Raw genomic sequence first — 25,525 nt, forward strand, 5'->3', positions numbered from 1 at the left:
ACAACCTTTATACAAGGCTTTGAAATAATATACATAACTAGTAACTAATGAGAATCAGGTGAGGAAATTTAGTTACGGCTACTAACGAACCAACTGAATGTGTTATGATAACAGTAATAAGAACAGATTTTTCGAAAGCGATGGCTGAACGATGAGACTAGACTTTTCCGTTGCCGTTCACAGCTTGCTGTATCTGGATGAGAACCGTCCCCGGAAGATAGCGAGCCGTGAGTTGGCAACCTCCTTACAATTGAATGCGGTCATGATTCGTAACATCCTCTCGGTTCTGCATAAGCAGGGCTATATTGAGGGCTCCGTTGGTAAAAATGGGGGTTATCAATTAATCCGTGATCTTGCCGATATCAACGTGGGTGAGCTATATGATTTGACGATTCCGCCGACCATTAGCTACGCCCGTTTTATTACGGGTGACTCTAAGGGCACCAAGACGGGTGATCAAACGGATATTTCTGCCAACATTTCTCAAACGTTGACGGACCTTTTTACACTGGCTGACGAGGATTATCGTAAGTTTTACCACCAGTTCACGATGACTGACTTGAAGAAAGACCTGCATGCGCATGGTTTTTTCCGACAGTTAATTAAGCAACCGGAGACGCCAACTGACTGAGCTAAATGCTGCCTTTTTGTTAGTGAAGCGTCTATAATTGAACTTGTAGATAAGGGATGGCGGTTACGGCCACCATTAATGATGTTGGAAGCTGCCCGGGGTGAACTTGGACGGCTTTTTAGTTTGCCAAAAACCGCCGGTATGGGTACAGTTACGGCAGCTAAGTGACTAATTCTGTCCTATCAGTAACTGGTCCGTTTTTTCATGACAAATCAATGATTAACCCCTAAATTGTAATCGTTTGCAAACCGTGCTATGATTTAAAGTAACCGGGATTACGACAGTTTAAGTCCGCCCCCGGGTTGGTTAATTTGAAAGGGGTTTTGGGTTTATGTATTGGTATGCCATGGAATCACATGATATTCGTCACAACTTAGCGACTGAACAATATTTGATGAACAACAAAAAGTTTGATGAACCACTGGTCTTGTTCTACTACGAAGGCCCTTGCATCATCGTTGGTCGTAACCAAAACACATTGGAAGAGATCAACCAAAAGTACGTGGAAGAAAACAACATCACGGTCACCCGTCGGTTATCGGGTGGCGGTGCTGTGTATCAAGATCTCGGCAACCTTTGCTTTAGCTTCGTGGTTGATAGTGATAGTGAAGAATTTGGCGATTTCAAATCCTTTGTGCAACCCGTTGTGGATGCCTTACACGCCATGGGTGCGACAACTGCCGAAGTTTCTGGCCGGAATGACATTTTAGTCGATGGTAAGAAGTTCTCCGGTAACGCCATGTACTCACACAGCGGTAAGACTTTCTCCCATGGGACTTTGATGCTGGACGTGGACCAAGATGTGATTGCTCACGCCTTGAACGTGCCAGAAGATAAGATGAAGTCTAAGGGAATCAAGTCTGTTCGTTCACGGGTGACGAACCTGAAGCCTTACTTAGCGCCTGAATATCAAAACTTAACGGTTCCAGAATTCCGGGACACGTTACTGAAGGAATTGTTCCACGTGGACAATCTGGATGCCATCGCTGCCAAGAAGGTTGAAATCAAGGACGACGAAAAAGCCGCTATTGATAAGATCTACAACGACTACTACAGCAATTGGGACTGGGTTTACGGAAACTCTCCTGAATTTACGGTCAAGAAGCGGAAGCACTTTACGGCCGGCACGATTGATGCTCGCCTATTAGTTGACGGTGGGAAGATCAAGAACATTAAGTTCTACGGCGATTTCTTTGGCCCATCCGATGTTACGGAACTGGCCGACAAGCTTGAAGGCGTTCGGTATGATCGTGAACACGTTGGCGAAGTGCTGAACAGTGTTAACAGCCAATTGTATTTCAATGGGATTGATGTGCAGGATGTTGTTGACCTGCTCGTAGATTAGGAATCCAGTAGTTTTCGTGGATTAGCTGATTTTCCGCGGGGAATACGTTAGAATAGAAGAGGAAATTGACTAAAACGTGGTCGGTTTGACCACGTTTTTTATTTTAGCGAAATTATTGAGGAGTTTATTTTAAAATGAAAGATCGTAACGTTATTGCCTGGGCAATTGTGTCCCTGATTGGCTTTATCGCCATTAATTTTCTGATGTCCCGTCCCTTCGTTGAAGTTGCTGGCGCACAGATGAACATGAGTGAGTTCTGGCGGTCAACGATTTTGGCGGTCGTTCTGTACGCAGTGCCCATTGTGCTGGCCGCACTAAACTGGCGACCATCGTTTTACCTCATGGGGCTCGTGATTGCGATGTACACGTTGTCCCTGGTAGGGGTGCTCTTGAACATGTGGAGCAACAGTAGCGCCGAAATGCTGATTCGGGTGCTGATGTCGGCCTTTGCCGTGGCACTGATGGTGGCCAACGCCTACTGGTTGGTCTTAGCGTTACGTTTGCGGAAACGCGACCGGGATTCTAGGGATCGTCGACGCTTCAGTAATTAAAACGAGGTGGAAGAATGAAACGAGAAATTCAAACGTTTATTGATGCTGCAGAAGCTGACGAGGTGGAACACTTCACGGCTGAAACGACGCAAGCTAAGTTCTTTGCAGACGCAGACAAGTTAATGGCACCACTGGCTGACTTTATTCGCCAACAAATTGGCGCAGATAAACTGGCACAGGCGGAACTGAAGCTGACTGATACGGACGTTTCAGTTCGACTGGAAATGAGTGTCATCAACTTGCCGCTGCAAGATAGTAAGACGATTGGAAAAATCATGGAGACGTCGGATGAAGCGGATATCAACGTTTATGCTGTGATTGAGACGCCAGACATCAACGTTTCCGGTTTACGAATCGATGCCTTAGCCCCCGCTACGACTTACGTGGATCAAGCGAAGGTTGCGGATCAAAGCCTGCACGATTGGTTGGGCTTGCAGATTGAGAAGCTCCAAGCTGCGGCTAGCAACAAGGAAGAAACTGACGTTAAAAAGAAGTAGCCTTGTGTTTCGAGGACTTGTGTGCTATTATAGTTTCTATGCGATGAGTCGAGAAATCACGCGTTCCTTGCTTGCAAGGGATGTCCGCGCAAGCGGCTAGGTGAATTTGTCAGCAGGGCACATATGTCACCGGATTTGTGACGTGTCTGGTTTTGAGGGAATGTGGATTCCGAGATAAACCCATTCGTTTCGGCGAATGCTGTGTTAAGAACGTCCAATCAGTCTTTTGACTGGTTGGACGTTTTTTTATATCTTAAAATTTTCTAGCCATCACCAATCACTCCCTACAGTAACTGTGCTATTCTAAAATTAACTTGAAATTGAGGGGACCTGAAGATGAACAAAGGACGTGTGGAGGCCTTCACTGATGCAGTGGTGGCTATCGTTTTAACGATTATGGTTTTGGAGTTCAAGACGCCAGAGGAGCCGACCTTTGCGGCTTTGGCCACAGAGTGGAGTTATTTAGTAGCTTACTTGATTAGTTTCTTATTTATTGGGGTGGCTTGGTACAATCACCACTATATGTTTTCACTGACGAAACGAGTGACCAAGGGTATCTATTGGATGAATAACCTCTGGATCCTAATCATGGCGATGTTGCCGGTATCGACGGCCTGGGCTGGCCGCTTTATTAGTGATGTTCAGCCGGAGCTTTTTTACTTTATTATCTTCACTCTCTGGCAGTGGGCCTACGCGGGCCTTTCTTACGTGGTCATGCGGACCAATCGGGAGCACCATCCAGAAGTGGCCCAGAAGATTCGCCAAATGTCCGTCTATCGGATGAACGTTAACGTTGGCTATTGGCTTGTCTGGGTTATCGTGACGGTGTTAATTTTTCAGTGGCCACCAATTGTCCTCGTCTTTACGGTAGTAGAATTGATTGTGATGGCAATTTCTACACCAAAAGATAGTGACAAATTGTTTTAGGGGAGTTTAAAAAATGCAAGATAATTTATTCAATATTCCAGCCGTCGCCTACCTGGGCTGGCTGATTCCGTTGTTCTTCGGGGCTGGTTTTGTCATTAGCTACAGCATTGAAAAGCGGCGACTGGGCAACGGATTGTGGTTTTCGCTATTTTTCTATTCATTTTTAACGCTATTAGCGATGACGATTTTAGGCACCAGTAATCGGTGGTTGATCGTCATCAGTCTGGTTTTATTCGTCCTGCTACTGTTATTGATTGGGGTGGTGTTTACCCTCCAAGCCTTCCTGCTACTCTGGAATGCGTGGATCGTTTGGAAACGAGAAAGTCATACACTAGCCAATATGTTGACGTTGTTTTTAGGAATCGCCATTTTGGTGGCGCCGTTCGTGGTCCGGGCCACAACCCTGTACCTGCCCGTTCCGGTGGCCACAGCACTGAACCTATTTCCGTCATTAGTGATTTTTTACGTGCTATTTTGGTTTTATAACTACCTCACGATGCTCTTCATTTATCAGTTCAACCGGCCACGGTATAAGCAGGACTATCTGATTGTCCTGGGAGCTGGTCTGTTAAATGGTGACCAGGTGTCACCGTTATTGGGCCAGCGGATCGACCGGGCCTTGACCTTTTACCACAAGCAACTAATCAAGACTGGCCGCGCGCCCGTCATCATCTTTTCCGGTGGCCAGGGCGGTGATGAAACGGTGCCAGAGGGCGTTGCCATGCGGCAATATGCCCTGGACCGGGGATTACCCGTTGACCATGCGCTAGCGGAGGATCGGTCGAAAACGACCTACGAGAATATGATTTACTCGAAAAAAATCATTGATGAACGGGGACCACAGCAGCCGCGCGTGACCTTCGTGACGAATGGGTATCACACATTTCGTGCAGGGATGATTGCCAAACGGGCGGGCCTCAAGGCCAATGGTATTGGGGCGCACACGGCCAAATTCTTTTTGCCTAACGCTATTTTGCGGGAGTACATTGCCGTTTTCGTGGGCAATAAACGATGGCACGCCGTGGCTATTGGGCTGATGCTCCTGCTGACGATTGGCCTCACGGTTGCTGAATATTATTAGGTGATTTATGATGCAAACTAATCGCTTATTTGCAGCAAAGTAGGTATAGTGAGGCGTGAAGGGAGTGAATTTCAATGATGGAAAAAGACCCCGAAAACTTTGAACAGAACATTAAACCCATTTCAGAACTTCGTTCGTACAATAAGTTGCTGGAAGAGGTTAGCCCACAGAACCCGGTTATTTTGACGAAGAACGGGTATGGTAAGTACGCTTTGATGGATATCTCGGACTTTAAAAAATTTCAAGAGTCTATTTTTGCTGCAAAAATGATGAAAGTTGCTGATGAGGCCCGAAGGGGTAAAAAGTATTCTTGGGACGACGTCAAAAAAGAGTTGGAGAGCTAATGAAGTACCAACTGGCGTTATATGCAGAAGCTAGGAATGATTTGTTACGTTTAAAGGAATACTTAATCACTGCTTTCGACAAGACTGTGCAAGAAAAAACCTTAACCAGTATTGCGGGGACGTTAGACCAATTGGCCCATTTTCCTAACTTAGGGTTGCCGGTTAGTTCATTGGTTGATGAGGATATTTATTTGGTAGGATTCTTTGTATTCCAAACGGCCAGAAATACAATTTTGTATGAAATTGATGAGCTAGCTAATCAGGTCATTATCTTAAGAATTTTTGGTAATCGGCAGGATGTTGCGCATAAGGTCCAGTATTACTTAATGAATCAAAAGAGAGCGTAGAAAAAACACCGATCAGTCCAAATGGACGGGTCGGTGTTTTTGATTATTCATCGCGATGTGCTTGGTAACTGGCAAACGCTGCGTAGCCAAGTGCGGCTATCAGTAAGGTCCCCAAGCCGTAAAATAAAATATTCCCCAACGCTAACATACTGTGAATCCTCCCTGTATTAATTAACCAGTAATATCATATCAGACGGTTAATACGGGGTAAATAGGTCACTGTCAGTTTGGTAAAATGTAATATTTACTGCTGAACTTTTCAGTTACTTGACCAAGTAAACGTGGTCTTGAACCAGATCAATTTGCGTGTAGTGGCGGTTTAAATCACGGGTGTCCTTGTTTTCCAACAGGTCAGCGTGGTTCCAGAAGTCCTCTGATCCCGTGGCACCATGGGGCTCCCCAATGACAACGAAGTCCACGTCTTTGCTAGACTGGCGAATAGCTTGGAGCAGTTCCCAATCCAATGGCAGGCCATCTGGTGACCAGGACATGACGACAACGCCAACCTGGTCTTGGTACTTGTTCCAGGCATCCACAGCGCTCAGGGGTTCAATCGGTGTTAGCGGGTGGCGGCCAGTTTCATTTTCTGTCGTCCATGCCTGACTATCCGTCGCGTAGACCGTCTTGTGAGCGTCACGCAATCCCTTGGAAATATAGCCGTTTCCCGCCATCACTTCAAGTACGGAGCGGTCACCAACGAACTTGGCGAGGTCGCCGACAAATGGCGCTGGCGTGTAGGCCCACATGCCATAGTGATTTTCCAGATAGTCTCTGAAGGACCGCAAGTCGTGGTCGAGGTTTGGCAGCGCATCACTCAGCTCGTTCCAAAGTTTATCGCCTGTAGGGTCACCGGCAGGATAGCTTTCATTGAGTTTTTTAAAGATCTGATCCTGGCTATCGTCTGGGAGCTGCAGTAGTGGTACCTGCTGTGGCAAGTCGCCAGCTGCCAGCATTCGGTCGGCCAAGAGGACGTTACTAATTAAAATCTTGATGGCCGGGTAATCATTAAATTGATGATAATAGGCCGTCATCCGCTCAATGTAGCTAGTTTTACGCTCGCTGAGGGGGGCGTGCCGGACTTTTTTCTTTAATTTTTGTAGTTTCTTAGGATTCAAAGTAAGGGTCCTTTCTGGGTAAAAATTGGTAAGGAATGCTTAAATTCAGTTTTTGAGGGTGACAACTCACGTCTGGATTTCGTTAGTGTCTATAGACGGCCAATTATAAGTAACGTAGAACGCCAATTCAGAGTTCACTATAAAAAGACATTTGTCAGTGAGAATCTAGTGTATCAAGTTTAGCCGTGAGGTCACAGGAGCTGGGCTCAGGCGCCTCGTTCTGCTTAGTCGTTTACGGCTTAGCAGAAGACCAAGCTTCAAGACTTGTGATTTTCAAGGCTTGAAGTTGTGTCGGCACCGTTCCAGCCCAGCTCTTGTGACCGGCAAGGCGGCCATACCATACTCACGCATTGTCACGAAAAAAGTCGGCCGATTAGCATTGATTGCCGACCTGCCGACTCCTAATTAATGATCGTCTAAATGAAGATCCAGTTCTTCTTGCTGGTTTGGTTCTTGGTTGGTGGCGCGGTTTTCCCGACCATGCAGATAACCATCGATCAACTGGTAAATTTCGTAACGGTCCTGTCCGCTCAGCAACTCACGGTTGAAGCTGAGTTGCTTGCCGGAGAGGAAGAGGCGACCCAAGTCGTACTCATCACGCTCTGCTTTACCAGTTAGGTAATCCATGGTCACATCAAAGTATTCGGCGAGCTTTCGGACTTCGATAAATGACGGCGTCCGAATGCCCCGTTCCCAGTTACCAATCTGTGAGGCCGTGTTGGCGTGATCGTCCGGCCCGGCCGTTTGCGCGTTTAAGGCCGTTGCCAGTTGTTCCAATGTAATGTGTTGGCCGCGTCGCAAGGCCCGAAGTCGTTCTGAAAACATCCAACTCACCCGTTTCTTTCATTTGTTTTTGTTGTGTTCGTCCTGGCGGGCAGACACGCCGCCCATGGGACCGCCTGGAGCCATAGTGCGGTCTCCAGGCTCGTCTTTAAGCCTCGAAGGTCATGAGTCTTAAAGGCCGTCCAGGTACCGTAAGTCCTAGTAAAGCGCTGGGACTTACGGGTACCTTCATGGGCTCTGTGTCTACCCACCAGGACTACATTACGTGTTAATGTCATAATCGAGACTATCACGTCTGTAGGCTTCAATACTACTGTTCTCGCCGTATTAGAGCGATAGTGAAGTGGTCATGTTACTAAAATCATTATACCACTCTGTGTGGTTTTTAACGGAAAGTTGGACTATTTCACGAGTGAATCAGTTAGGCGCATGAATTCAGCTACGTCGTGCTTGATCAGTCTGACGCCGGCCAGCCAGAAGTCTGGTTGGGTCAGGTCAACCCCCAGGTGTTTTTGGGCGAGTTGTTCCGTCGACATGTTGGCCGTATCGCGGAGCAAGGCAATGTAGTCATTTTCAAAATTCCCAGCTTGTTGCGCCTTGGCGTAAATACCGAGGCTGAAGAGGTAACCAAAGACGTATGGGAAGTTATAGAAGGCCGGTTCGTCGATATAGAAATGCAACTTGCTGGCCCATAAATGTGGTGAGTAGGTCGATAAGTCGTGACCAAACGCTTCTTTCTGTGCGTTAAGCATCAATTCGTTCAGTTCGGCTGGGGTAACCAATTTTTGTTGCCGTAACTGATAGAAGCGGGTCTCAAAGAGGTACCGGGCCCGAATGTTGAGGAACATGGCCAATGGATTATCCATCTTGGCGTTGAGCAACGTAATTTTTTCTGCATCGGTCTTGGCTGCGCGAACGTTGGCGTCCGCCACGATGAGCTCCCCAAAGGTCGAAGCCGTTTCCGCCACGTTCATGGCGTACTCTTGCCGCAACAGGGGCAGGTCGGCCATGACGCTGGAATGGAAGGCGTGACCGAGTTCGTGTGCCAGCGTTGAGACGTCGTTGGGTGAACCCGTGAACGTCATAAAAATACGGGATTCGTGCGTTTCGGGAGCACTTTCCATCCAACCACCAGGCGCTTTCCCAGCCCGGTCCTCGGCTTCAATCCACCGATTTTCAAATGCATGTTGGGCGAGGGCGGCCATCTTAGGCGAAAATTCACCGTAGTGTTTGATAATGAATTCGGCGGCTTCATCATAAGTGAAGTGGTGTAGTTGACCACCCGGCAACTTCAACGGCGCTTCAACGTCTTGCCAACCGGCGTGCTTCTTGCCCAGCAACGCGGCTTTACGATCCAGGTAGTCGAGCAGGAACTGTTTGTTTTCATCGACGACCCGCCAAATCGTGTTAAGGGTCTTGGCACTTAGCCGATTTTGCTTAAGGGGTTCCTGGAGAAAATCGGTCACGCCGTGGGCCCCATATTCGGTTAGGCGGAAACCGGCCAGATGGTTCAGCGTATCGGCGAAGAGTTGTTCCTTGTCCGTCCAGGCTTGTTCCCAGGCAGGTAACAGTGCAGCGCGATACTGGGGGTCGGCGTTCCCTAGTAGGTTATTATCGGCTTGTCCGGCTGAGAGCGTTACGGGCTGGCCGTCGGCATCGTGAAAGGGGACGCTGATCGTGGCCACCAAGGAGTCGTAGTGACTACTCCAGGCGGATTTGCCGTCGAGATTTAACCGGTTGATCAAGGCTTCAGTCTTGTCGTCCAGCAGTTCCTTACCTTCATTGCGCATTTCCTGCAGGTTAAAGGCGATTGGCTTAAGGTCAAAGTCGACCAGCATGGCGTTGAAGTTGGCGTCGGGGACTTGGACCAGTACTTTCTTTAATTTGCCACTGACGTTTTGAAGCTGGGTATCTAAATCTTGTAGTTCAGCTTCAACGGGAGCCACGTCGGGATTGTGGATGTCCGCAGAACCGACGGCGGTCACAAAGATACCCGCTTGGTCGAGGCCAGCGTCGATAGCTTGAAGTTGCGTGATTAATTTTTTGAATTGGGGATAGTCGGGGGCATCACTGGCGGCGTCCCACCGATCGAGGAGGTCACCCAGAGCCGCGGTGGCGGTCTTGATTTGTGTTAATTTTGCTTTGAGCTGGTCGGAATTGATTCCACCGGCAAACAGGGAGTCGAGATCCCATTTCATAGAATACTTCATCGACAATACCTCCTAGGGTTAATTGTTGTGACTATTATAGCAAACATCGTCAGGATTGCGCTGATAAGAAGAACTCCGTATACTTACGACAGAGAGAATTTAGAGAAACCGAGGGGAAGAAAAAATGAGTAAACGTTTAAAGCACTGGCTAATTGGTTTGGGTATCATTTTGGTACTAGTTGTGGGCGGTCTGGTGGGGGCCAGTCTGTATTTCTACAACATGACCGTTGCCAGTGGTAAAAAGAGTTTTGTAGCGACAAATACCCAATTGAAAAAGACTGATCCGTTGTACGCCGAAAAGAATTGGTATCGCAACGTTAAGAAGCAACGCTGGACGGAGCAAGCCGCTGGGGCTAATTTAAAATTGGTTGCCGACTATATTCCAGCCGAACAGGCCACTAAGAAGACCGTCGTCCTGGTACATGGTTTTGGGTCCAACAAGGAAGCTATGGGTGGCTACGTGGCCATGTTCCACAAGCTGGGCTATAACACGCTGATTCCGGATACGCGTGGTCAGGGCCAGAGTCAAGGCAAGGTTATTAGCTACGGGTATTACGAAAGTAAGGATTATTTGAAGTGGGTCAATCAGGTAATCGCCAAGCAGGGGCAACAGTCCCAAGTGGTGTTGTTCGGGGTGTCCATGGGGGGTGCTACGACCATGATGACCAGTGGACTCAAGACGCCGAGTCAGTTAAAGGCGTACGTTGAGGATTGTGGGTACACCGATGCTGAGGAAGAAATCACGTACCAGGCCAAGCAAATGTACAATATTCCATACTGGCCGTTGGTACCAATGACCAGTACCGTTGCACGGATCAAGGCTGGTTTCCACTTCAAGGATGCAAACGCGGTGGCGGCGGTTAAGAAGAACCATAAGCCAATGTTGTTCATCCACGGGGGTGCGGATAAATTCGTCCCAACGCGGATGGTGCACCAAGTTTACCGGGCGGATGCCGGTCCTAAGCAATTGTTAATCGTTCCTGGCGCGAAGCATGCGGCTGCTCTTTCGCACAGTCCCGTTATTTACGAACGTACGGTTAAAGCCTTTTTGGCGAAGTATATTCAGTAAGTCTAATTGTTAAATTCGCCACCTCCGGTTGTCAGGGCAGGCGGTAGCCGTGGGGACCACTTCCGGCCTGAGGGGCGGTCCTCCAGCTCGACTTGAAACCTCGGAAATTCGCCGAGTTTTCAAGCTCGTCCCGTGGCGTAACCTCGGGAAACCACCGAGCTAACGCCACTTTCACCGCTACCACCTGCCCTGACAACCTCCGGTTACATCGGCGGTGAAGTTATAATTCGTTGTGAATTGCTAGTAATCAGGTAAACTGAACTGGGATTAAATACTGTGTAAGTAGGTAGTCGGAAGTATAATCGGCGACCAGCATTGATTCGGTTAGGACTTGGCAATCGCAGTTGTAACGATACCTCAGCTTAACTGAGCGTTATTAGTCAGCATCAACATAGTAGTTTTACGACTATCACTGGATGGGTGATAGCCAACCTTAGCCGTGAGGTCACAGGAACTGGGCTCAGGCGCCTCGTTGTGCTTAGCCGTTTACGGCTTAGCGGAAGACCAAGCTTCAAGACTTGTGATTTTCAAGGCTTGAAGTTGTGTCGGCACCGTTCCAGCCCAGTTCCTGTGACCGGTAAGGCGGCAATTACGCAACCACATTAAACCAGAAGGAGTGAGTTGATGGCTGACGAACCATCGCATCAATTTAGACCGATGACCGAAACCATCCTGACGTTAGGGGCCACCCTAGTGATGGGGATGGTTGATGCCGATACGTTTCTGAACCACGGGTCCGTCTTTGTGAGCGCACAAACGGGTAACCTCATTGTCTTCATGGTGAAGCTGGTGACGCACGGGTGGTCCGTGGCTTGGGTCAACGTGCCTGTCTGGATCGGTTATTTTCTGGGCTGTTTCGGTGCCCAGGCGTTAAGTGAGCACTTCAACCGCGGGAATAAGCGCCGGCAAATGCGGTGGTTGATGCTGTTGAACGTGGTGGCGTACCTGGTCCTGTCCAGCCTTCAAACTGTGATTCCAGGAATGTGGCTGATTTTTCTGTTGGGTATTCTGGCTGGTTACGAGCTCACCATCTTCCGTCAGGTGGGGGGCATTGCCCTAAACAACGGTGTTATGACGGGAAATACCAAAAGTCTCGCCATCAGTAGTTATCAGGCGTGGATCGGTGGCGATAAAGCCGCCCGTCATCGCCAAATACAGGTCGTACTCGTCCTCGGAATTTTCTTGCTGGGATGTGGGGTCGGTGCCTGGTTGGCCAGTCAGTTTACCCTGGGCGTGTTGTGGGTAGCGACGCTGATTAAGGCCTTTCTGCTGCTTTGGCTATTCTTACCAGTTGCTCAGCAACGCCCGACCATTTGAATAGTTGGGTTGCGGGGCCAAATAGCGTATAATTAACGAGAATAGGATGAAACTAGCCCGAGAAACAGTCGGGATTGAAAACTAAGGAGCACAGCATATTGTTAATCACAGGAGTAATTATCGGTCTCTTGCTGATTGGGCTGGTGCTCGGCTACTTGGTGCGTCAGCATAAGCACCGGCAGGAACTTCTGGCGGTACAGGCGCAAGCGCGGACAATTATTGCCCAAGCAACCAAAGAGGCCCAGCAGCGTGTGGAGAAGATTCGCACGGATAGTCGCCGGGAAACCTTGGCCTATCAGCAATCAGTTAAAGATGAATTGACCGAACAACAGAGTGACATTGCGGTGCGTGAACAACGCCGCAAGCAACGGGAACAATTGATGAGCCAGGTCACGGTCCGTTTAGACGATCAGACAGCTATGTTGGATGAACGGTCACAAGCGAATCGTGAACAGCGTCAAGGGATTCATGTCTTACGTGATCAAGCGGAAGAACTGAGTACGAAGCGGGATGAAACGTTAGCCGAACGGGCTGGCATGGATGCCCAGCAAGCCCAAGATACGGTGGTTCAGAGCACTGAGTTTGCCTTGAAACGGGACCGCGATGTTGAGGTGAAAGCCTTAAACGATAACGCCGTGGCTAACGCTGAAAAGTGGGCTAAGGACGTCGTTTTGTCGGCGACCGAGAGCGGGCCACAAGACCTGCCTAAGGAACACTTGGAACACACGGTCACCGTACCTAATGGTGAGATTCGCAGTAAAATCATTGGTCGTGAGGGACAACATATTCGGTTACTTGAGACCTTGACCGGGACGGATTTAATTTTCGTGCCGGATGATAACTCGACGCTGTTTATCAGTACCCATGACCCCATTCGGCGAGAAGTGGCGCGCGTTGCTTTGACGAACTTGGTTGCCAGTCGGCGAATTTCAGCCAATCAGATTGAAACGCAGGTGGAAAACGCCCAGCGTGACGTGAACCACAGTTTGTGGGAAACGGGTGAGCAAACGGTGAGCCTGTTACACGTTGGTTGGATGCACCCCGATTTGATGAAACTGATTGGTCGGCTTAAGTACCGGACCAGTTACGGGCAAAACGTGCTGTTGCATTCGATTGAAGTGGCCCAGTTAACGGGGGCCATGGCCGCTCGCTTAGGGTACAACACCCGACTCGCGCGGCGGGCCGGCTTACTCCATGACTTGGGGAAGGCCATCGACCATGAAGTTGAAGGCACCCACGTGGAAATTGGGACGGAATTTGCCCAGAAATATGGTGAAGATGCCGTGGTGATCAATGCCATTGCAGCGCACCATGGGGACATTGAAAAGACGTCGCCAATTTCTGATTTGGTGGCCGCAGCGGATGCAATTTCGGGTGCTCGTCCGGGTGCGCGGAGTGAATCCGTTGAAGACTACATCAACCGGTTACGGGCGCTTGAACAGATTGCCAATGAGCAAACGGGTGTCTCGGAAAGTTACGCCATTCAAGCGGGACGTGAACTGCGGATCATTGTTAAACCGCAAGAGTTGGATGATACAGCGGCGGCTAACTTAACCAAAGAAGTGGCCCAACAGGTCGAAGAAAAGTTGACGTATCCTGGTAAAATCAAGGTCACCACGATTCGGACGGCGACGGCGGTTGAGTACGTTGGCGATGAAAAGAAGAAAAAGAAGAAGAAAAAGAAAAAGGCGGCTAACGCGAGTTAAATCGTGCTAATTGGCGCGTAACCGCCGTTTTAGCTAGTTAAATTTAGCGATAGTCAGGGTTTGGGACAGAAGTCTCAGACCCTTTTTGTCTTCTGAACGTAGATAGTCGACACGTGAGACAAAAAAATGATGAACAGCCAGAAACGGTTGTTCATCACAGATGAAATATGTAGCCACAGAGTGTCCGTAGCAGGCATTATTACTTTTATGCGTGAGGGTCGTTGACCACACTGAAGTTATGGTTGGCGGTGGCATCAATGGTGGGATGTTCTTGCAGGTAGTCAGCGATAATTTCGCTCATGGCTCCCTGACTCTCAGCGATAATTTTATCGGCACTAAACATGGCGTAGTGGCCGCCACCAACTGCTCGGTATTGGTTTAAGGCAATGTGGAGTGGTTGGTCAGGGGTCACGGGTTTCCCGTGATAGGTCAGATGCTCGACTCGCTCGCCAAATGGTTTGGCAACGTTCAGCCGGTAATCGATACCTTCATACATATCGTAGTTGTATTGGCGTTTTTTAGGGTGAACGAAGGCGGGATTGACAGCAATCTGGCCATTCTTAACGGTGAAGTAGCGGGCACTGACTTCCAAGGCAGCCTTCAGGTCGGCTCCCGTAATTTTCAAAAGGGAGAGTCCGTTGGGATAAACGTAGTTAGTCATGATGTTCCGCATGGTGATGGGGTTTTCAAAACCACGGGCTTCATTGCTGAACAGCGCGGTCGCGGAAATGTCAGCTCCCATCGTGGCCATTTGAACTTTTTGAATAAATTCGATGTATGGCGTCTCGTTGATTCGGGCATCGAAGGGATCGGTGAAGGTCATATCGCCCTGAATGTGGCCCAGTGGTTGATCGAGCCAATGAGTGACCTGGTTGTTGAGGTCGTGGGCTGCGGTCAAGACGTGCTCGTCTAAGGGGGCGTCCTTCGTGAGGACGAGGTCCGTTTGGTGTCCGGTCACTGAGAACCGGCCATCTTCGTTGCGGTTGAGGTCCAACGTGATTTTACCAATGGCTTGCCCCCGGAAACCGGGTTGCGTTGTTGGAATATCAAAGACGTCGGTAGCTAGCTGCCGATGTTGGTGTCCGGTGACTAACGCATCGATGCCGGGAATGGCCTCTAAGATGTGGTAGGCTTCGTTTTCGCCCACGTGAATGTCATTGGGCTCACCAGTCGTTAAATCGCGCTCAAAGCCGCCGTGGTAGCATACAATGACGACGTCGGCTTGTTCCCGGATAATGGGGACGTATTTCTTAGCAGCGATGAAGGCTGACTCAAATTGAAGACCATCAATGTTGGTGGCCTTTTCCCATTTATAGACAGCTTGCGTTGTGAGGCCGAGTACCCCAATCTTAACGCCATCTTTTTCGATGATCTTGTAGGGCTGCCCGTATTCAGGTTCCCCATTAGCATCTAAAATGTTGGCACAAAGAATCGTGCGTTTAGCATCTCGAATGGCGGCCTGTAAGTACTTTTGGCCGTAGTTAAACTCATGATTGCCTAGAATGCCGCAGTCATAATCGACTTGATTGTAAATGTTCATTAGGGGTTGTGGGTCCCGTTCGGGTTTTACCCGGGCAACGTAGTAAGCCAGGGGAGATCCCTCTAGAAAATCGCCGTTCTCAATGGTCACCACCGGGCCTTCTGACTTGGCGGCGACTTGCTCGCGGGCGATGACCGTGGCCGCACGGGCCAGGCCGAATCCCTGATTGCTTCCCTTTTTTACGTAGTTCGTGGGGAAGACGTACCCGTGGGTATCACTTGTCGATAAAATTGTCAGCTTCATTGATGTCACCCTCCAATTCGGTCGCTAGCTGGCCATGAAACCATAGCCGGCTGCTGGCGGACCGTTCGCGAAAAGACGCCAAATCTTTAACGTGTTAAAGAAATTATAAGCTAGTTTGGCATGAGTGTAAATTTACGATGGCAAAAAACGTTAAATTATGAGATTTTTTCTAACAAAACGGTGTAGGGGCGGGATGATTAACGCCCCGTTATGCTTATAATTTTTGGGGCGGTTAGAGTTCGCCTCCGGTTGCCAGGGGGGGCCTGCTGTGGGGACCGGAGAAAGCCATAGGGCGGTCTTTCTCCTCGACTTGAAGCCTTGACAAATACCGTCAAGGCTTCAAGCTCGCCCCACGACGTAGGCTGGCTTAGAAACGCCAACCAACGTCGTTGTCACAGCCGGCCCACCCCTGGCAACCTCCGGCTACACTAGTTAAAAAAGATAAGCCGCGTGTTATCTCCCGTGGTTAGTGAAGTTGTGAGAATAAATGTAAGTTACTGAGTAGTGTTGTGTGTCTTTTTTGTTATTGGTCTAACTATGTATTGTAATCAAGGTTTAGCAGAAAGTAAGCAGAGTGGTGGGTTACTGCGTTTAGTTTCTAAGTATGGATGCATGATGTTTTTAAGCATTGAGGCAGTTGTTTCGAACTATAAGCTAAGGAGATTGTGTTTAGGTGCATACGTTCCCATCAGCACATACCAGGTCGACCGTCGTTTTCTTTAAACCAACGTAGCCGGAGGTTGTCAGGGTGGGTAGCGGCTGTGTCGGTGGCGTTAACTCGGTGGGTTGACCGAGTCTAGGCCACGGGACGAGCTTGAAGATTCGCGGGCTGTGCGAAGCTTCAAGTTGAGACGGAGGACCGTTTCACAGGCCGGAGTCGGTCCCCACAGCAGCTGCCCACCCTGACGACCGGAGGCGGCCAGCTGGAACAATTTTTAAGCAAAAAAAACGACGGCCAGACCTTGATTGTCTGCGTCGTCGTTAAATGATAAAAACGTAAATCACGTTTGGAGTGGGTCGGTTGCCGTAACAGAGCCGCCCATTATTTTTTACTTTGGAGGAGTAAAATTGTAACTTATTCGTTTGATTATTCGTAAGTTATGAGAACAGTTTAGCAAGAAATTGTGAAGAAAATGTGACGCATATCTTGCGTTTTAGTTAGCGTCCGCAATTTCTTGCATATACAGCATCTGATCGGTTGAGACTTGTTGATACAATTCATCTGCTAGCTCGGAGGACAGGACGTTTGCGCTCCGTTGTTGGCGAATATAGGTGTATTCGTATTGGAAGGCCTGGATGAACAGTTCGTTTTGCTGATCGCCGTTTTCCTGAGACTTGAAGCGCCGGTGACGGGCGTTGTAGTAGTTACGCACCACGTTGACCTCGGTTTGGTTGTCGATGTTGGCCTCGGCCGTCAAGAATTGAATGACGGTGTTGTAGATGTCAGCTTCAATTTTGAGGAAGTTTTCGCGGCGTTCCCGGTCGATACGGTTATTACGGGATTGGCGGCCACGGGGCATCTTTTGTTCCTGGGCAATGCGTTGTTCAGCTAGCCGTTGTTGTTCCTCTGAGTGAGGCTGAGCAGCGAGACGTTCCCGCTGTTTGGCGATACGCTGATTACGGCGCCATCTGCGTGAGAAGCCGTGTTCCACCCGGTGCCAAACGAAGCGAATCCAGAGCGTCACGTTGACGAAAGGATTGTTACTGCTCATTTGGGACTTGAAGACTAAGATTCGGACGTAGCGGTTCGCAAAGCTAGCTGGAATCGTCCCATCGTCAGAGAGCCGTTGGACCGTTTCAACCTCAATTTGGGTGGCTTGATTCAGAATAACCTGCAATTTCTTACGGTCAGGACGCTGAGAAGTTACCTGGCTGTTTAGAATTTCGACGACTTCTTGGGTTTCTGCAGGATAGTCGGGATTTTCTTGTACTAGGCGTTCTGTGGCGTAGGCCACTAGCGAGCGGCGTTCCTTGAAGGCAGTGTCGGGGTCAACCGGCAAGGTCTTCTTGGGGAGGATGAATGGCAGAATTATCGTCGGTACTAGGAGACTCAAGATGATGACGATGGCGGCGACAAAAATCATCGTATTGCGGTACGGGAAGGCGTGACCGTTCAACGTTAGTGGGAGTGAAAAGGCCATAGCCAAAGTAATGGTTCCATGAACCCCGGAAAGGGCCCCAATTACGGCATTTTGGCGGCGTTCTTTGGGCTCAGACTGAATCAATGCCCAATCCAAACGAATCCAGACGTAGCGCAGAGCTAACATCACGAGGTAAAGGATGATGGCCAGCAAAACGAATGCTGATAATGATTTCGTATGGTCCTGTTGAATATTTACCCAGACCGTTGGTAACGAGACACCTAAGAGCACAAACACGAACCCATTTAGGATGCTCGTCAGAATACGCCAGGTCGACCGTGAAACCAGCTGTAACTCGGTACTAGACAGCCGTAGTTGGTTATTAGAAATACTGTAGATCAGCCCAGCGGCGACAACGGCCAAAATCCCCGAAAGTTCGAGATGTTCTGCTGCCAAATAGATGAGGAAGGGCACCATCACGTCGTAGGGAACGATGACGCTGGAAGAATCCTTCCCACTCTGGACCAGATAGACCCGGGCCCAGACGGCCACGATTCCCAGAATGAGGCCAATGAGGAGCCCGCCTAAGAAGACGACCAGGAAGTGTTTGATGCCCGCCCCAACGGAGAATTCTCCCGTGGTGAAGGCGGTTAGGGCCAGACTGAAGGCCACCAAACCGGAAGCATCGTTGAAGAGCGACTCACGCTCCAGCATACCCATGACGCGTTCGGGAACCGCCATGTTGCTGGTGATCGATGAGACGGCAACCGCGTCGGTGGGCGTTACAATGGCGGCCAGGGCAAAGGCTAAAGCCAGCGGAATGCCAACCAGCATCGCGTGGCTGACGTAGCCCATTAAGATGACGGTCAGGATGGCCAGGACCACGGCCATCGATAAGATGGATCCTAGGTTGCGCCGGAGTTCCTTAGCGTTGGCATTTTGGCCGTCATAGAACATAAGCGGCGCAATAATGATGAGCATGAATACTTCGGGCTCAAGAATAAAATGATGGTACAGGGGGACCAGTGACAAGATGGCACCGGCAAAAATTTGGTAAAAGGCTTTTGGTATCAGTGGAAAATATGGATAAATCGTATTGGCCACAATCGTTGCGAGAACCAGCAACACGATGGCATAAAAGATTTCCAAGTGAATCCCTCCCAAGTGTGAGAATAATTGCTGTCCCCAATTTTACGCTAATGGCTGTCAAATTGGGGGAGAATCACTCGAAACTCTGAAAAAAAACAACCGGTTAAATATCCGGGTTGGTTGGGAAGGTAGGTTAATCAAGATAGTGAGTTTTAGTCAATGAATATTAAAGCATTATATATGGATATTTATTCATTTTGGTAAAAAGGGAACGCCTGGAAGGGTCTGTGACAAACGTAAGAAAGTTATCAGCAGATAATTGGTTCAGTTTAAAAACTTTGTGATAACGCAAAAGATTGCTACGTGAGACGTTTGCGTGACCAATCACAAACGAATTTATATTCGGATAACTGGTTGGTGATAACAACCAACTCACTAAAAAATGTTGCCTGTTATTTAGAAAGTTTCCAAAAAGGGTTGATTATTCATTCAGTTGTGATAACATATAAGTTGGTTCTACTAGATGGTTCAGCGAATTATTTGGGGGGAACCGAGCTAAGTCGTTTGTTTTTTTCTATCGTTACTCAATCCAACGATAAGGAAGTGCTGAATATGATTAATTTGTACATTGCACCAAGTAGCGCATCCAGCCGGAAGGCACGAGCATGGCTTAAGGAACACGACATTGCGTTCAGAGAACGGAATATCAAGTCCAAGCCGTTGAATGCTTCCGAAGTCAAGCAGATTCTTCGCTTAACCGAAAACGGGAGTGAAGACATCATCTCTACCCGGTCAAATGTATTTAAGCAACTACACGTTGACCTGGATAACTTATCAGTTAGTCAGTTGGTCGATCTAGTTGTGAAGTACCCTGACTTAATCAAGCGGCCAATCATCTTTGATGACAAGCGCTTGGAAGTCGGTTACAACGAAGAAGAAATTCGGCGGTTCTTGCCACGTGACGTGCGGACTGCAGAATTACACCACTTGGAATCACAACTGAGTTCATAACACGAATCGATCAGTTCTCGGGGGAGTGCTGGTCGGTTTTTTATTGAAATGATTATCAATGGTGTACAATCAATTTAAAAGGTAAAAGAAAGCGGTCGAGAATTCTCTCGACCGCTTTTTTACGTATTAGCGTTAAGAACACATTCTGTGGTTAGACGCGTTGTTGCTTGCGATAATTTTGCGCCATATTGGCGTATCCTAATTGCTCTAAGGTCTCCGCAACCGTTGCATCGATCGTTCCCGTTGCGACCACATCAAAGCCCGCCAATTGGGCGACAATCAAGCTCTCAACTCGATGAACGACTGTTGGGTCGTTCGTGAGATCTGTTAGTGATTCGTGAATCTTCCGAGGGTCAAACGGACTGTGTTCTCCCGCAACGTTCTCCACGGTCAGACCGCCTGGGTGCATCGTGGTCTGTGATCTTCTTAAAACGTCCATCGTCTCTAGCCCTCCTAGGTTTGCCGGACCTATCTCAATCATGATTTTAGTGGTCGGTAAAAATTCGTCTATCACTATGTTACGATGAATGACGCGAAATTACAACTAGATATGGTGTGGAAATTTGATGTTTTTCTACATATAGTAGCAAAACCACAGAGCGTGGTACACTGAATTTTACGTTAGATACCGCGTAAGGCCTCTTGACTGTGAATGAGTTGGGCTAACAGGGCATTGTTAGGGGCCGCTACGCCTAATTTAGTGCCCAATTTAGCCACGTAACCGTTTAAGAAATCAATTTCGGTTGGCCGGTGTTTGGCCATGTCTTGATGCATAGATGGGTAGTGACCACCGTTGGTTTCTGGTGAGAATTGGGCGGCAATGAGGTCGGTGACGTCGGCTACACTGAATTGAATTTTGGCGGCGTTAGCGACGGCTTGGAATTCATTGAGCACCCGGTCGTTGAGTTCCCGCCAGTTAGGCAGGGCACCAAATTCCCCAATATTGCAGTCAAAGAGGGTACAGTAGGTGTTCAACACGCTGTTGAGGCCCGCCTTTTTCCAAATGGCAGCCATCACGTTGGCAGCTTCACTAGCGTGTAGTCCTGCGGCATTGAGGGTGTCGATCAATCCAGGTAGGTTCGGGAACTTATCGGGAACGACAGCCTGGAGCGAGATACTTCCAGTACCAGTGACCGTAATGTGGCCGGGGCCAGCTAAGCCGGAAGACCAAACGGTGGTTCCGACGACAATCTGTTCCTTAGGGACGTGGCGTTCGATGGTTTCTACGTTGCCGATTCCGTTGGCCAGGGTCAAGACGGCCGGCTGGTTGTCCAAGATACCATTGAGCTGTTGTAGCATGGCATCCATCTGCATGGCTTTGGTGAAGAGGATGACGAGGTCGAACTGTTCAGTGACGTCGGCTGGGCGTTTGGCCGTCATGGGGATGATCTGGTCGCCCTGACCGTCCGTGGTGATGGTCAGACCGTCCCGGTTGATGACGTCCACGTGTTCCTGCCAGTTATCGATCAAGGTGACTTGGTTGCCTGCCTGCTGTAGCTTAACGCCGAAGCGGCTACCCATGGCACCCGCGCCAGCAATCGCAATTTTCATGAAGAATCACTCCTATTATGATTGACTTAGCCTCAGTGTAGCAGTTTTTTGGGTGAAATGGTGTGGGAACGGTAAGGATTGGTAATTGACATCATCCAAGCGCTGGGCTAACATGAAACTTACTATTAGATGAGAAAATAATGAGAAAATAGGAGCGATGTGTATGTCCAAGAGTGTTAGCGCGCAAGACTTGTTCAAGTTAGTAGCGCTGTCGCAACCATTAGCCAGCGACGGTCAGGTGTTTTTCGTGGAAAATGGTGTCGATCAAGCTAGTAATGGGTACGTTTCTCAAATTAAACGACTCAGTGTTACTGGTGGTACGCAGGATGTGGCGGTTAATGGTCGGTTGAACCTACAGCCCACCGTTGCCGGTGAGAGCCTGTACTACACCGCCACCGTGGACCAGGCCAAGGCACAGCTCTTTCGGGTACCGCTGACCGGTGGCGAACCAACGGCCGTTACGACGAGTACGCCCAATGAGGCCGTTAACACGGTGCTAGCCGCTGCGGATGGTACCAGCATTTTCTTCAAGACCACCCAGACGGCGGAACGGCCTAAGTTACCAAATACCGAAGCGTTTCCGCAGCCCCGGCACGTTGAGAATTTAATCAACAAGGCTGACGGCTATGGGTGGTTCCCTTTGGACGTGGTGTACCGACTACGCCGCTATCAACCGAGCACCGGCGTCGTTGAAGAAATCTTTCAACAGGGTCACGATTTCGACCTGACCTCGGTGAGTGCTGACGGTCGTTACGTTTCCTATTTAGTTGATGATCGACCAGCGGATGATACGGACTTTTCCCGGGGCGTCAGCGTGTTAGACGTTCAAACGGGAGAGACGGTCGATTTGACCACCACACTGCCTAAGGCCCGTTTCTCAGACGCCACGTTATCGCCAGATGGCCGCCGGGTGGCCCTAGTGGGTGACGACGGCTCCTTTGGCCGCCATACCGTGGCGAACCTTTACCTAGTCAACCGGGAGAGCGGGGAATTAGTCAACCGCACCGCTGAATTAGACGCTGACTTGGTGCCAGACTTTGCTGGTGACTTTGTGCAACATCCTAGTGGCAAATTAGTTCGGTGGCTAACTGACGAGGACGTGGTATTTGCCGCTGCCTTTCACGGACGTTCCCAACTTTACGTGGCGAATGCGACCGACCTGCATTTGATTGACGATACTGCGCGTCAAATCGTGGACTTCGACGTGGTCGATGCCCAACACATCGTTGCCGCTGTGTCATATCAGGATAAGCCGAGCGAACTCTTACGATTGTCCGTCAAGACGGGTGAGGAACGCGTGTTATACGATCCGAACGCGGCCTATGAGGACACCCATGAGTTTGCCCACGCCCAACGGTTTGATTTTGAATCGGACGATGGCCAGGCCTTGGAAGGTTGGTACTTACCAGCCCAAACGCAGGCGGCTAAGGAACCGGTATTGCTGTACGTTCACGGGGGGCCACACGCCAACTATGGCGAAACGTTCTTCTATGAATTTCAGGTACACGCAAGTCGGGGGTTCGGGGTCGTCTTCTTCAATCCCCGAGGGTCAACCAGTTATGGGCAAGCGTTTGAAGACGACGTGAACGGCCATTATGGTGAAAATGATTACGATGATGTCATGAAGGGATTAGATGTGGCTTTGCAACGCTTCCCACAGTTAGATGCCAGTCGGCAGTACATTGCTGGTGGCTCCTATGGTGGGTTCATGACGACCTGGGCGGTGGGGCATACCAAGCGGTTTGCCGCAGCGGTTGCCCAACGGGCCGTAACGAATTGGATCAGCTTGTTTGGTATTAGTGATATTGGCTTTTACTTCAATCCGGAAGAACTGGGTATCGATCTCTTTGCCAAAGGTGGCCTAGAGTCTTACTGGAAGCAGTCACCATTAGCTTACGCGCAGAACGTGACGACGCCGATTCGGTTGCTCCACGGTGAATGGGACATGCGTTGCCCTATCAGCCAGTCAGAGGAATTCTTTACGGCCATTAAACGCAATGGTGTGGATGCAGACTTTTTGCGGTACCCGCAGAGTTTCCACGGGATTTCACGGAGCGGATTTCCTAGCTTGCGGATTCAACGGATCGACGATATGACCGAATGGTTTGTTGCCCATCCTTCTGTTCAAAAATAACCTTGAGTGGCCGCCTCCGGCCGCCAGGGCTGGTGCTGGCTGTGGGGACCGCCTACAGCCAAAGGTCGGGCTTCCGGCTCGACTTGAAACCTCGGAAGTTCGCCGAGTTTCCAAGCTCGTCCCGTGGCGTAACCTTGGAAATTCACCAAGCTAACGCCACTTTCACTGCCAACGCCAGCCCTGGCGACCTGCGGCTACACTTGCGGGTTAGGCGAACATAACTGAACTGTTTACTGATGTATTACGAGATTGTCGTTGCTGTGGGTAACTGGTCATATCCTTTGGTCTTGGTCAGCAAGCCAACTAATTTAGGTAAAAATGATTGTTTATAAATCATCAAAAAGGCCGTTAGTACCGTGAGTTTCGGTATTAACGGCCTTGCTGGTGTTGTTTGGATGATTCAGGGGAAACAGCGTTGTATCAGCGTTTGCAACCACCTTGGCAACCGTGACGGGCGCAACTAGCCCGGGCAAAGTGCGGGGTGGCAGTTTTGATTGCTAGACGGGATTAGGGGTGAGTCATTATACTCGAGTTAAATTATAGGGGGTGAGCAGATGGAGAATGTATTTAGACAGCAGCTGGTTAAAATTCGGCGCCAGCAAAATCTTTCACAGGAACAATTGGCCGGACAACTGTTTGTGTCACGCCAGTCTATTTCTAAGTGGGAACAGGGAGAGACGTCGCCGGATATTGACACGTTGGTCAAACTTGCCAATTTATTGCAGGTTGATTTGAATGAATTAGTTGGTGGTGAGAAAACTGCTGAGACGTCTTTCAAGGCCGATAACCTGGGGACACACCAAGCTAATCATCAGTCACAGATGAATGGTTGGGAATTTCTATCAAAAAATTGGTGGACGATCATTCCGATTCTGGGGATTATTGGTTGGATTCTTGGGGCTAATTGAAGATGTTGTTTGAGTTGTAGCGCTGGGATGTGGAGATGTCCTAGGGCTACTTTTTTTGTGGCGTGTTGAGATCGGGTTAGGGTATTGAAATGTGTTTTGTCGGACTGTTGCGTAGTTTGGCAGCTTCTGAAACGTGTTACTATCGGGCAGACAGTTGCGCTTAACCCGATTAATGTTGCCAATTTCACCGGTTTAGGGCGTTAGGTATTCTGTTACTGGACAATTTTTGTGGGCCTGGCAGCTTTTGAAACGTGCTCCACGAGCCAGGTTCCTGCGCTTAACCCCGATTCAGCAATGGCCCAAGCCCGGGGCCATCACTGAATCGACGTTAATGCTCAGAACCTAACCGGCTCGTTCCGCACTCTTGCCCCAAAAATCCCCCGTCGCGACGTACGACGGGGGACACAGTTTATTTCATTTATGAGGATCAGGAACTGTTTTAATCTTTTTGTGAATCAGTGACTATTCAACGTTACCGACACGGGCGTAACCAACAGCGTGCCACCATGGAGCATGAACGGCTTCAGTCACAACACCGCGGTTTTGAGAATCAATCATCTTACCCTTACCAACGTACAGACCAACGTGAGAGATAGAATGCTTGGAACCGCCGAAGAAGACCAGGTCACCCTTCTTGATGTTCTTGTAAGTCACGTGCTTGAACTTGTTGTATTGTGCTTGGGCAGTACGAGGAATCTTCTTGGAAGCACCCTTCTTGTAAACGTAACTAGTAAGGCCAGAGCAATCAAAACGGGAAGGACCAGTTGAGCCCCAACCGTAAGGCTTACCTAATTGAGCTTTAGCAACCTTGTGGATCTTGTCGTATGACATGGTAGCTGCGGATGCGTCAGTTGGTTGGGTAATGGCGATACCTGCAATTGCAAATGCTACAGCGGCCATCACGGATAATAAAATGTTAGTAAACGTCGTCTTCATAAATGTAAACAAACTCCCTTTTTCAAATTAAATTTAGTATTTTGTGTTTCGCGCTTCGTTTCAACATGCTTAATACTATCAGGGAGTTGTTACAGAAATGTCTCAAAGC

22 protein-coding genes are annotated in these 25,525 nt (G+C 49.2%); 14 read left to right on the top strand and 8 right to left on the bottom strand.

Annotated elements, in window-relative coordinates; translation table 11 throughout:
- Positions 1-151 precede the first annotated feature (151 nt).
- The 8 genes from EKM87_RS04945 to EKM87_RS04980 all read left to right on the top strand — a co-directional run bounded on the left by EKM87_RS04945 (position 152) and on the right by EKM87_RS04980 (position 5,723).
- The gene (locus EKM87_RS04945; RefSeq protein WP_125682472.1) at positions 152-631 is read left to right on the top strand and encodes an Rrf2 family transcriptional regulator; all 480 of its coding nucleotides are present in this window, start codon (positions 152-154) and stop codon (positions 629-631) included.
- Positions 632-962: 331 nt separating this feature from the next.
- Positions 963-1,976 carry a lipoate--protein ligase gene (locus EKM87_RS04950; RefSeq protein WP_125682474.1) on the top strand — a complete coding sequence of 338 codons (1,014 nt, stop codon included), beginning with the start codon at positions 963-965 and terminating at the stop codon, positions 1,974-1,976.
- A 134-nt stretch (positions 1,977-2,110) separates the two neighbouring features.
- Positions 2,111-2,527 (top strand): hypothetical protein, encoded by a 417-nt coding sequence (locus EKM87_RS04955; protein WP_125682476.1) that lies wholly within the window; start codon positions 2,111-2,113, stop codon positions 2,525-2,527.
- 14 nt (positions 2,528-2,541) lie between these two features.
- Complete coding sequence (locus EKM87_RS04960; RefSeq protein WP_125682478.1) at positions 2,542-3,024, top strand: hypothetical protein; 483 nt, start codon at positions 2,542-2,544, stop codon at positions 3,022-3,024.
- 336 nt (positions 3,025-3,360) lie between these two features.
- The gene (locus EKM87_RS04965; RefSeq protein WP_125682480.1) at positions 3,361-3,951 is read left to right on the top strand and encodes a TMEM175 family protein; all 591 of its coding nucleotides are present in this window, start codon (positions 3,361-3,363) and stop codon (positions 3,949-3,951) included.
- A 13-nt stretch (positions 3,952-3,964) separates the two neighbouring features.
- A complete protein-coding gene (locus EKM87_RS04970) occupies positions 3,965-5,032 on the top strand; it encodes a YdcF family protein (RefSeq protein WP_125682482.1) in 1,068 nt (355 codons plus the stop codon).
- A 74-nt stretch (positions 5,033-5,106) separates the two neighbouring features.
- Positions 5,107-5,376, top strand: a complete 270-nt coding sequence (locus tag EKM87_RS04975; RefSeq protein ID WP_225426614.1) for a type II toxin-antitoxin system prevent-host-death family antitoxin — start codon at positions 5,107-5,109, stop codon at positions 5,374-5,376.
- Positions 5,376-5,723, top strand: a complete 348-nt coding sequence (locus tag EKM87_RS04980) for a type II toxin-antitoxin system RelE/ParE family toxin (RefSeq protein WP_125682484.1) — start codon at positions 5,376-5,378, stop codon at positions 5,721-5,723. Before EKM87_RS04975 ends, EKM87_RS04980 begins: the two co-directional genes overlap by 1 nt.
- 263 nt (positions 5,724-5,986) lie before the next feature.
- On the opposite strand, the gene EKM87_RS04985 is transcribed toward EKM87_RS04980, so the two are convergent.
- The 3 genes from EKM87_RS04985 to EKM87_RS04995 form a co-directional block, all read right to left on the bottom strand.
- Positions 5,987-6,838 (bottom strand): SAM-dependent methyltransferase, encoded by an 852-nt coding sequence (locus EKM87_RS04985; RefSeq protein ID WP_125682486.1) that lies wholly within the window; start codon positions 6,836-6,838, stop codon positions 5,987-5,989.
- A gap of 405 nt (positions 6,839-7,243) precedes the next feature.
- Positions 7,244-7,663 (bottom strand): helix-turn-helix domain-containing protein, encoded by a 420-nt coding sequence (locus tag EKM87_RS04990; protein WP_125682488.1) that lies wholly within the window; start codon positions 7,661-7,663, stop codon positions 7,244-7,246.
- A 359-nt stretch (positions 7,664-8,022) separates the two neighbouring features.
- Positions 8,023-9,831, bottom strand: a complete 1,809-nt coding sequence (locus EKM87_RS04995) for a M3 family oligoendopeptidase (protein ID WP_125682490.1) — start codon at positions 9,829-9,831, stop codon at positions 8,023-8,025.
- 124 nt (positions 9,832-9,955) lie between these two features.
- On the opposite strand from EKM87_RS04995, the gene EKM87_RS05000 reads away from it, so the two are divergent.
- The 3 genes from EKM87_RS05000 (at position 9,956) to rny (ending at position 13,923) form a co-directional block, all read left to right on the top strand.
- The gene (locus tag EKM87_RS05000) at positions 9,956-10,900 is read left to right on the top strand and encodes an alpha/beta hydrolase (protein ID WP_125682492.1); all 945 of its coding nucleotides are present in this window, start codon (positions 9,956-9,958) and stop codon (positions 10,898-10,900) included.
- Positions 10,901-11,524: 624 nt separating this feature from the next.
- Positions 11,525-12,217 (top strand): YoaK family protein, encoded by a 693-nt coding sequence (locus tag EKM87_RS05005; protein WP_125682494.1) that lies wholly within the window; start codon positions 11,525-11,527, stop codon positions 12,215-12,217.
- Positions 12,218-12,315: 98 nt separating this feature from the next.
- Complete coding sequence (gene rny, locus EKM87_RS05010; RefSeq protein WP_125682496.1) at positions 12,316-13,923, top strand: ribonuclease Y; 1,608 nt, start codon at positions 12,316-12,318, stop codon at positions 13,921-13,923.
- Positions 13,924-14,128: 205 nt separating this feature from the next.
- On the opposite strand, the gene EKM87_RS05015 is transcribed toward rny, so the two are convergent.
- Together EKM87_RS05015 and EKM87_RS05020 are read right to left on the bottom strand one after the other, a co-directional pair.
- Positions 14,129-15,706, bottom strand: coding sequence for a bifunctional metallophosphatase/5'-nucleotidase (locus EKM87_RS05015; protein WP_125682498.1), 1,578 nt, complete (start codon positions 15,704-15,706; stop codon positions 14,129-14,131).
- Positions 15,707-16,860: 1,154 nt separating this feature from the next.
- Complete coding sequence (locus EKM87_RS05020) at positions 16,861-18,936, bottom strand: cation:proton antiporter (RefSeq protein ID WP_125682500.1); 2,076 nt, start codon at positions 18,934-18,936, stop codon at positions 16,861-16,863.
- 552 nt (positions 18,937-19,488) lie between these two features.
- Here EKM87_RS05020 and spx point away from each other — a divergent pair.
- Entirely contained in the window at positions 19,489-19,887 is a 399-nt protein-coding gene (spx, locus tag EKM87_RS05025) for a transcriptional regulator Spx (RefSeq protein ID WP_125682502.1), read from the top strand.
- A gap of 151 nt (positions 19,888-20,038) precedes the next feature.
- On the opposite strand, the gene EKM87_RS05030 is transcribed toward spx, so the two are convergent.
- Positions 20,039-20,326 (bottom strand): EAL domain-containing protein, encoded by a 288-nt coding sequence (locus tag EKM87_RS05030; protein ID WP_125682504.1) that lies wholly within the window; start codon positions 20,324-20,326, stop codon positions 20,039-20,041.
- A 182-nt stretch (positions 20,327-20,508) separates the two neighbouring features.
- Positions 20,509-21,438: a ketopantoate reductase family protein gene (locus EKM87_RS05035; RefSeq protein ID WP_125682506.1), complete on the bottom strand. Its 930-nt coding sequence runs from the start codon at positions 21,436-21,438 to the stop codon at positions 20,509-20,511.
- 163 nt (positions 21,439-21,601) lie between these two features.
- Here EKM87_RS05035 and EKM87_RS05040 point away from each other — a divergent pair, with 163 nt between their 5' ends.
- A complete protein-coding gene (locus EKM87_RS05040; RefSeq protein WP_125682508.1) occupies positions 21,602-23,572 on the top strand; it encodes a S9 family peptidase in 1,971 nt (656 codons plus the stop codon).
- 554 nt (positions 23,573-24,126) lie between these two features.
- Entirely contained in the window at positions 24,127-24,480 is a 354-nt protein-coding gene (locus tag EKM87_RS05045) for a helix-turn-helix domain-containing protein (protein WP_125682510.1), read from the top strand.
- Between the two features lie 462 nt (positions 24,481-24,942).
- On the opposite strand, the gene EKM87_RS05050 is transcribed toward EKM87_RS05045, so the two are convergent.
- On the bottom strand, positions 24,943-25,416 hold the full coding sequence (locus EKM87_RS05050; protein WP_125682512.1) for a C40 family peptidase: 474 nt from the start codon (positions 25,414-25,416) through the stop codon (positions 24,943-24,945).
- Positions 25,417-25,525: the final 109 nt, after the last annotated feature.

The organism is Levilactobacillus yonginensis, assembly GCF_003946265.1.
In the GTDB taxonomy this organism is placed as follows: domain Bacteria; phylum Bacillota; class Bacilli; order Lactobacillales; family Lactobacillaceae; genus Levilactobacillus; species Levilactobacillus yonginensis.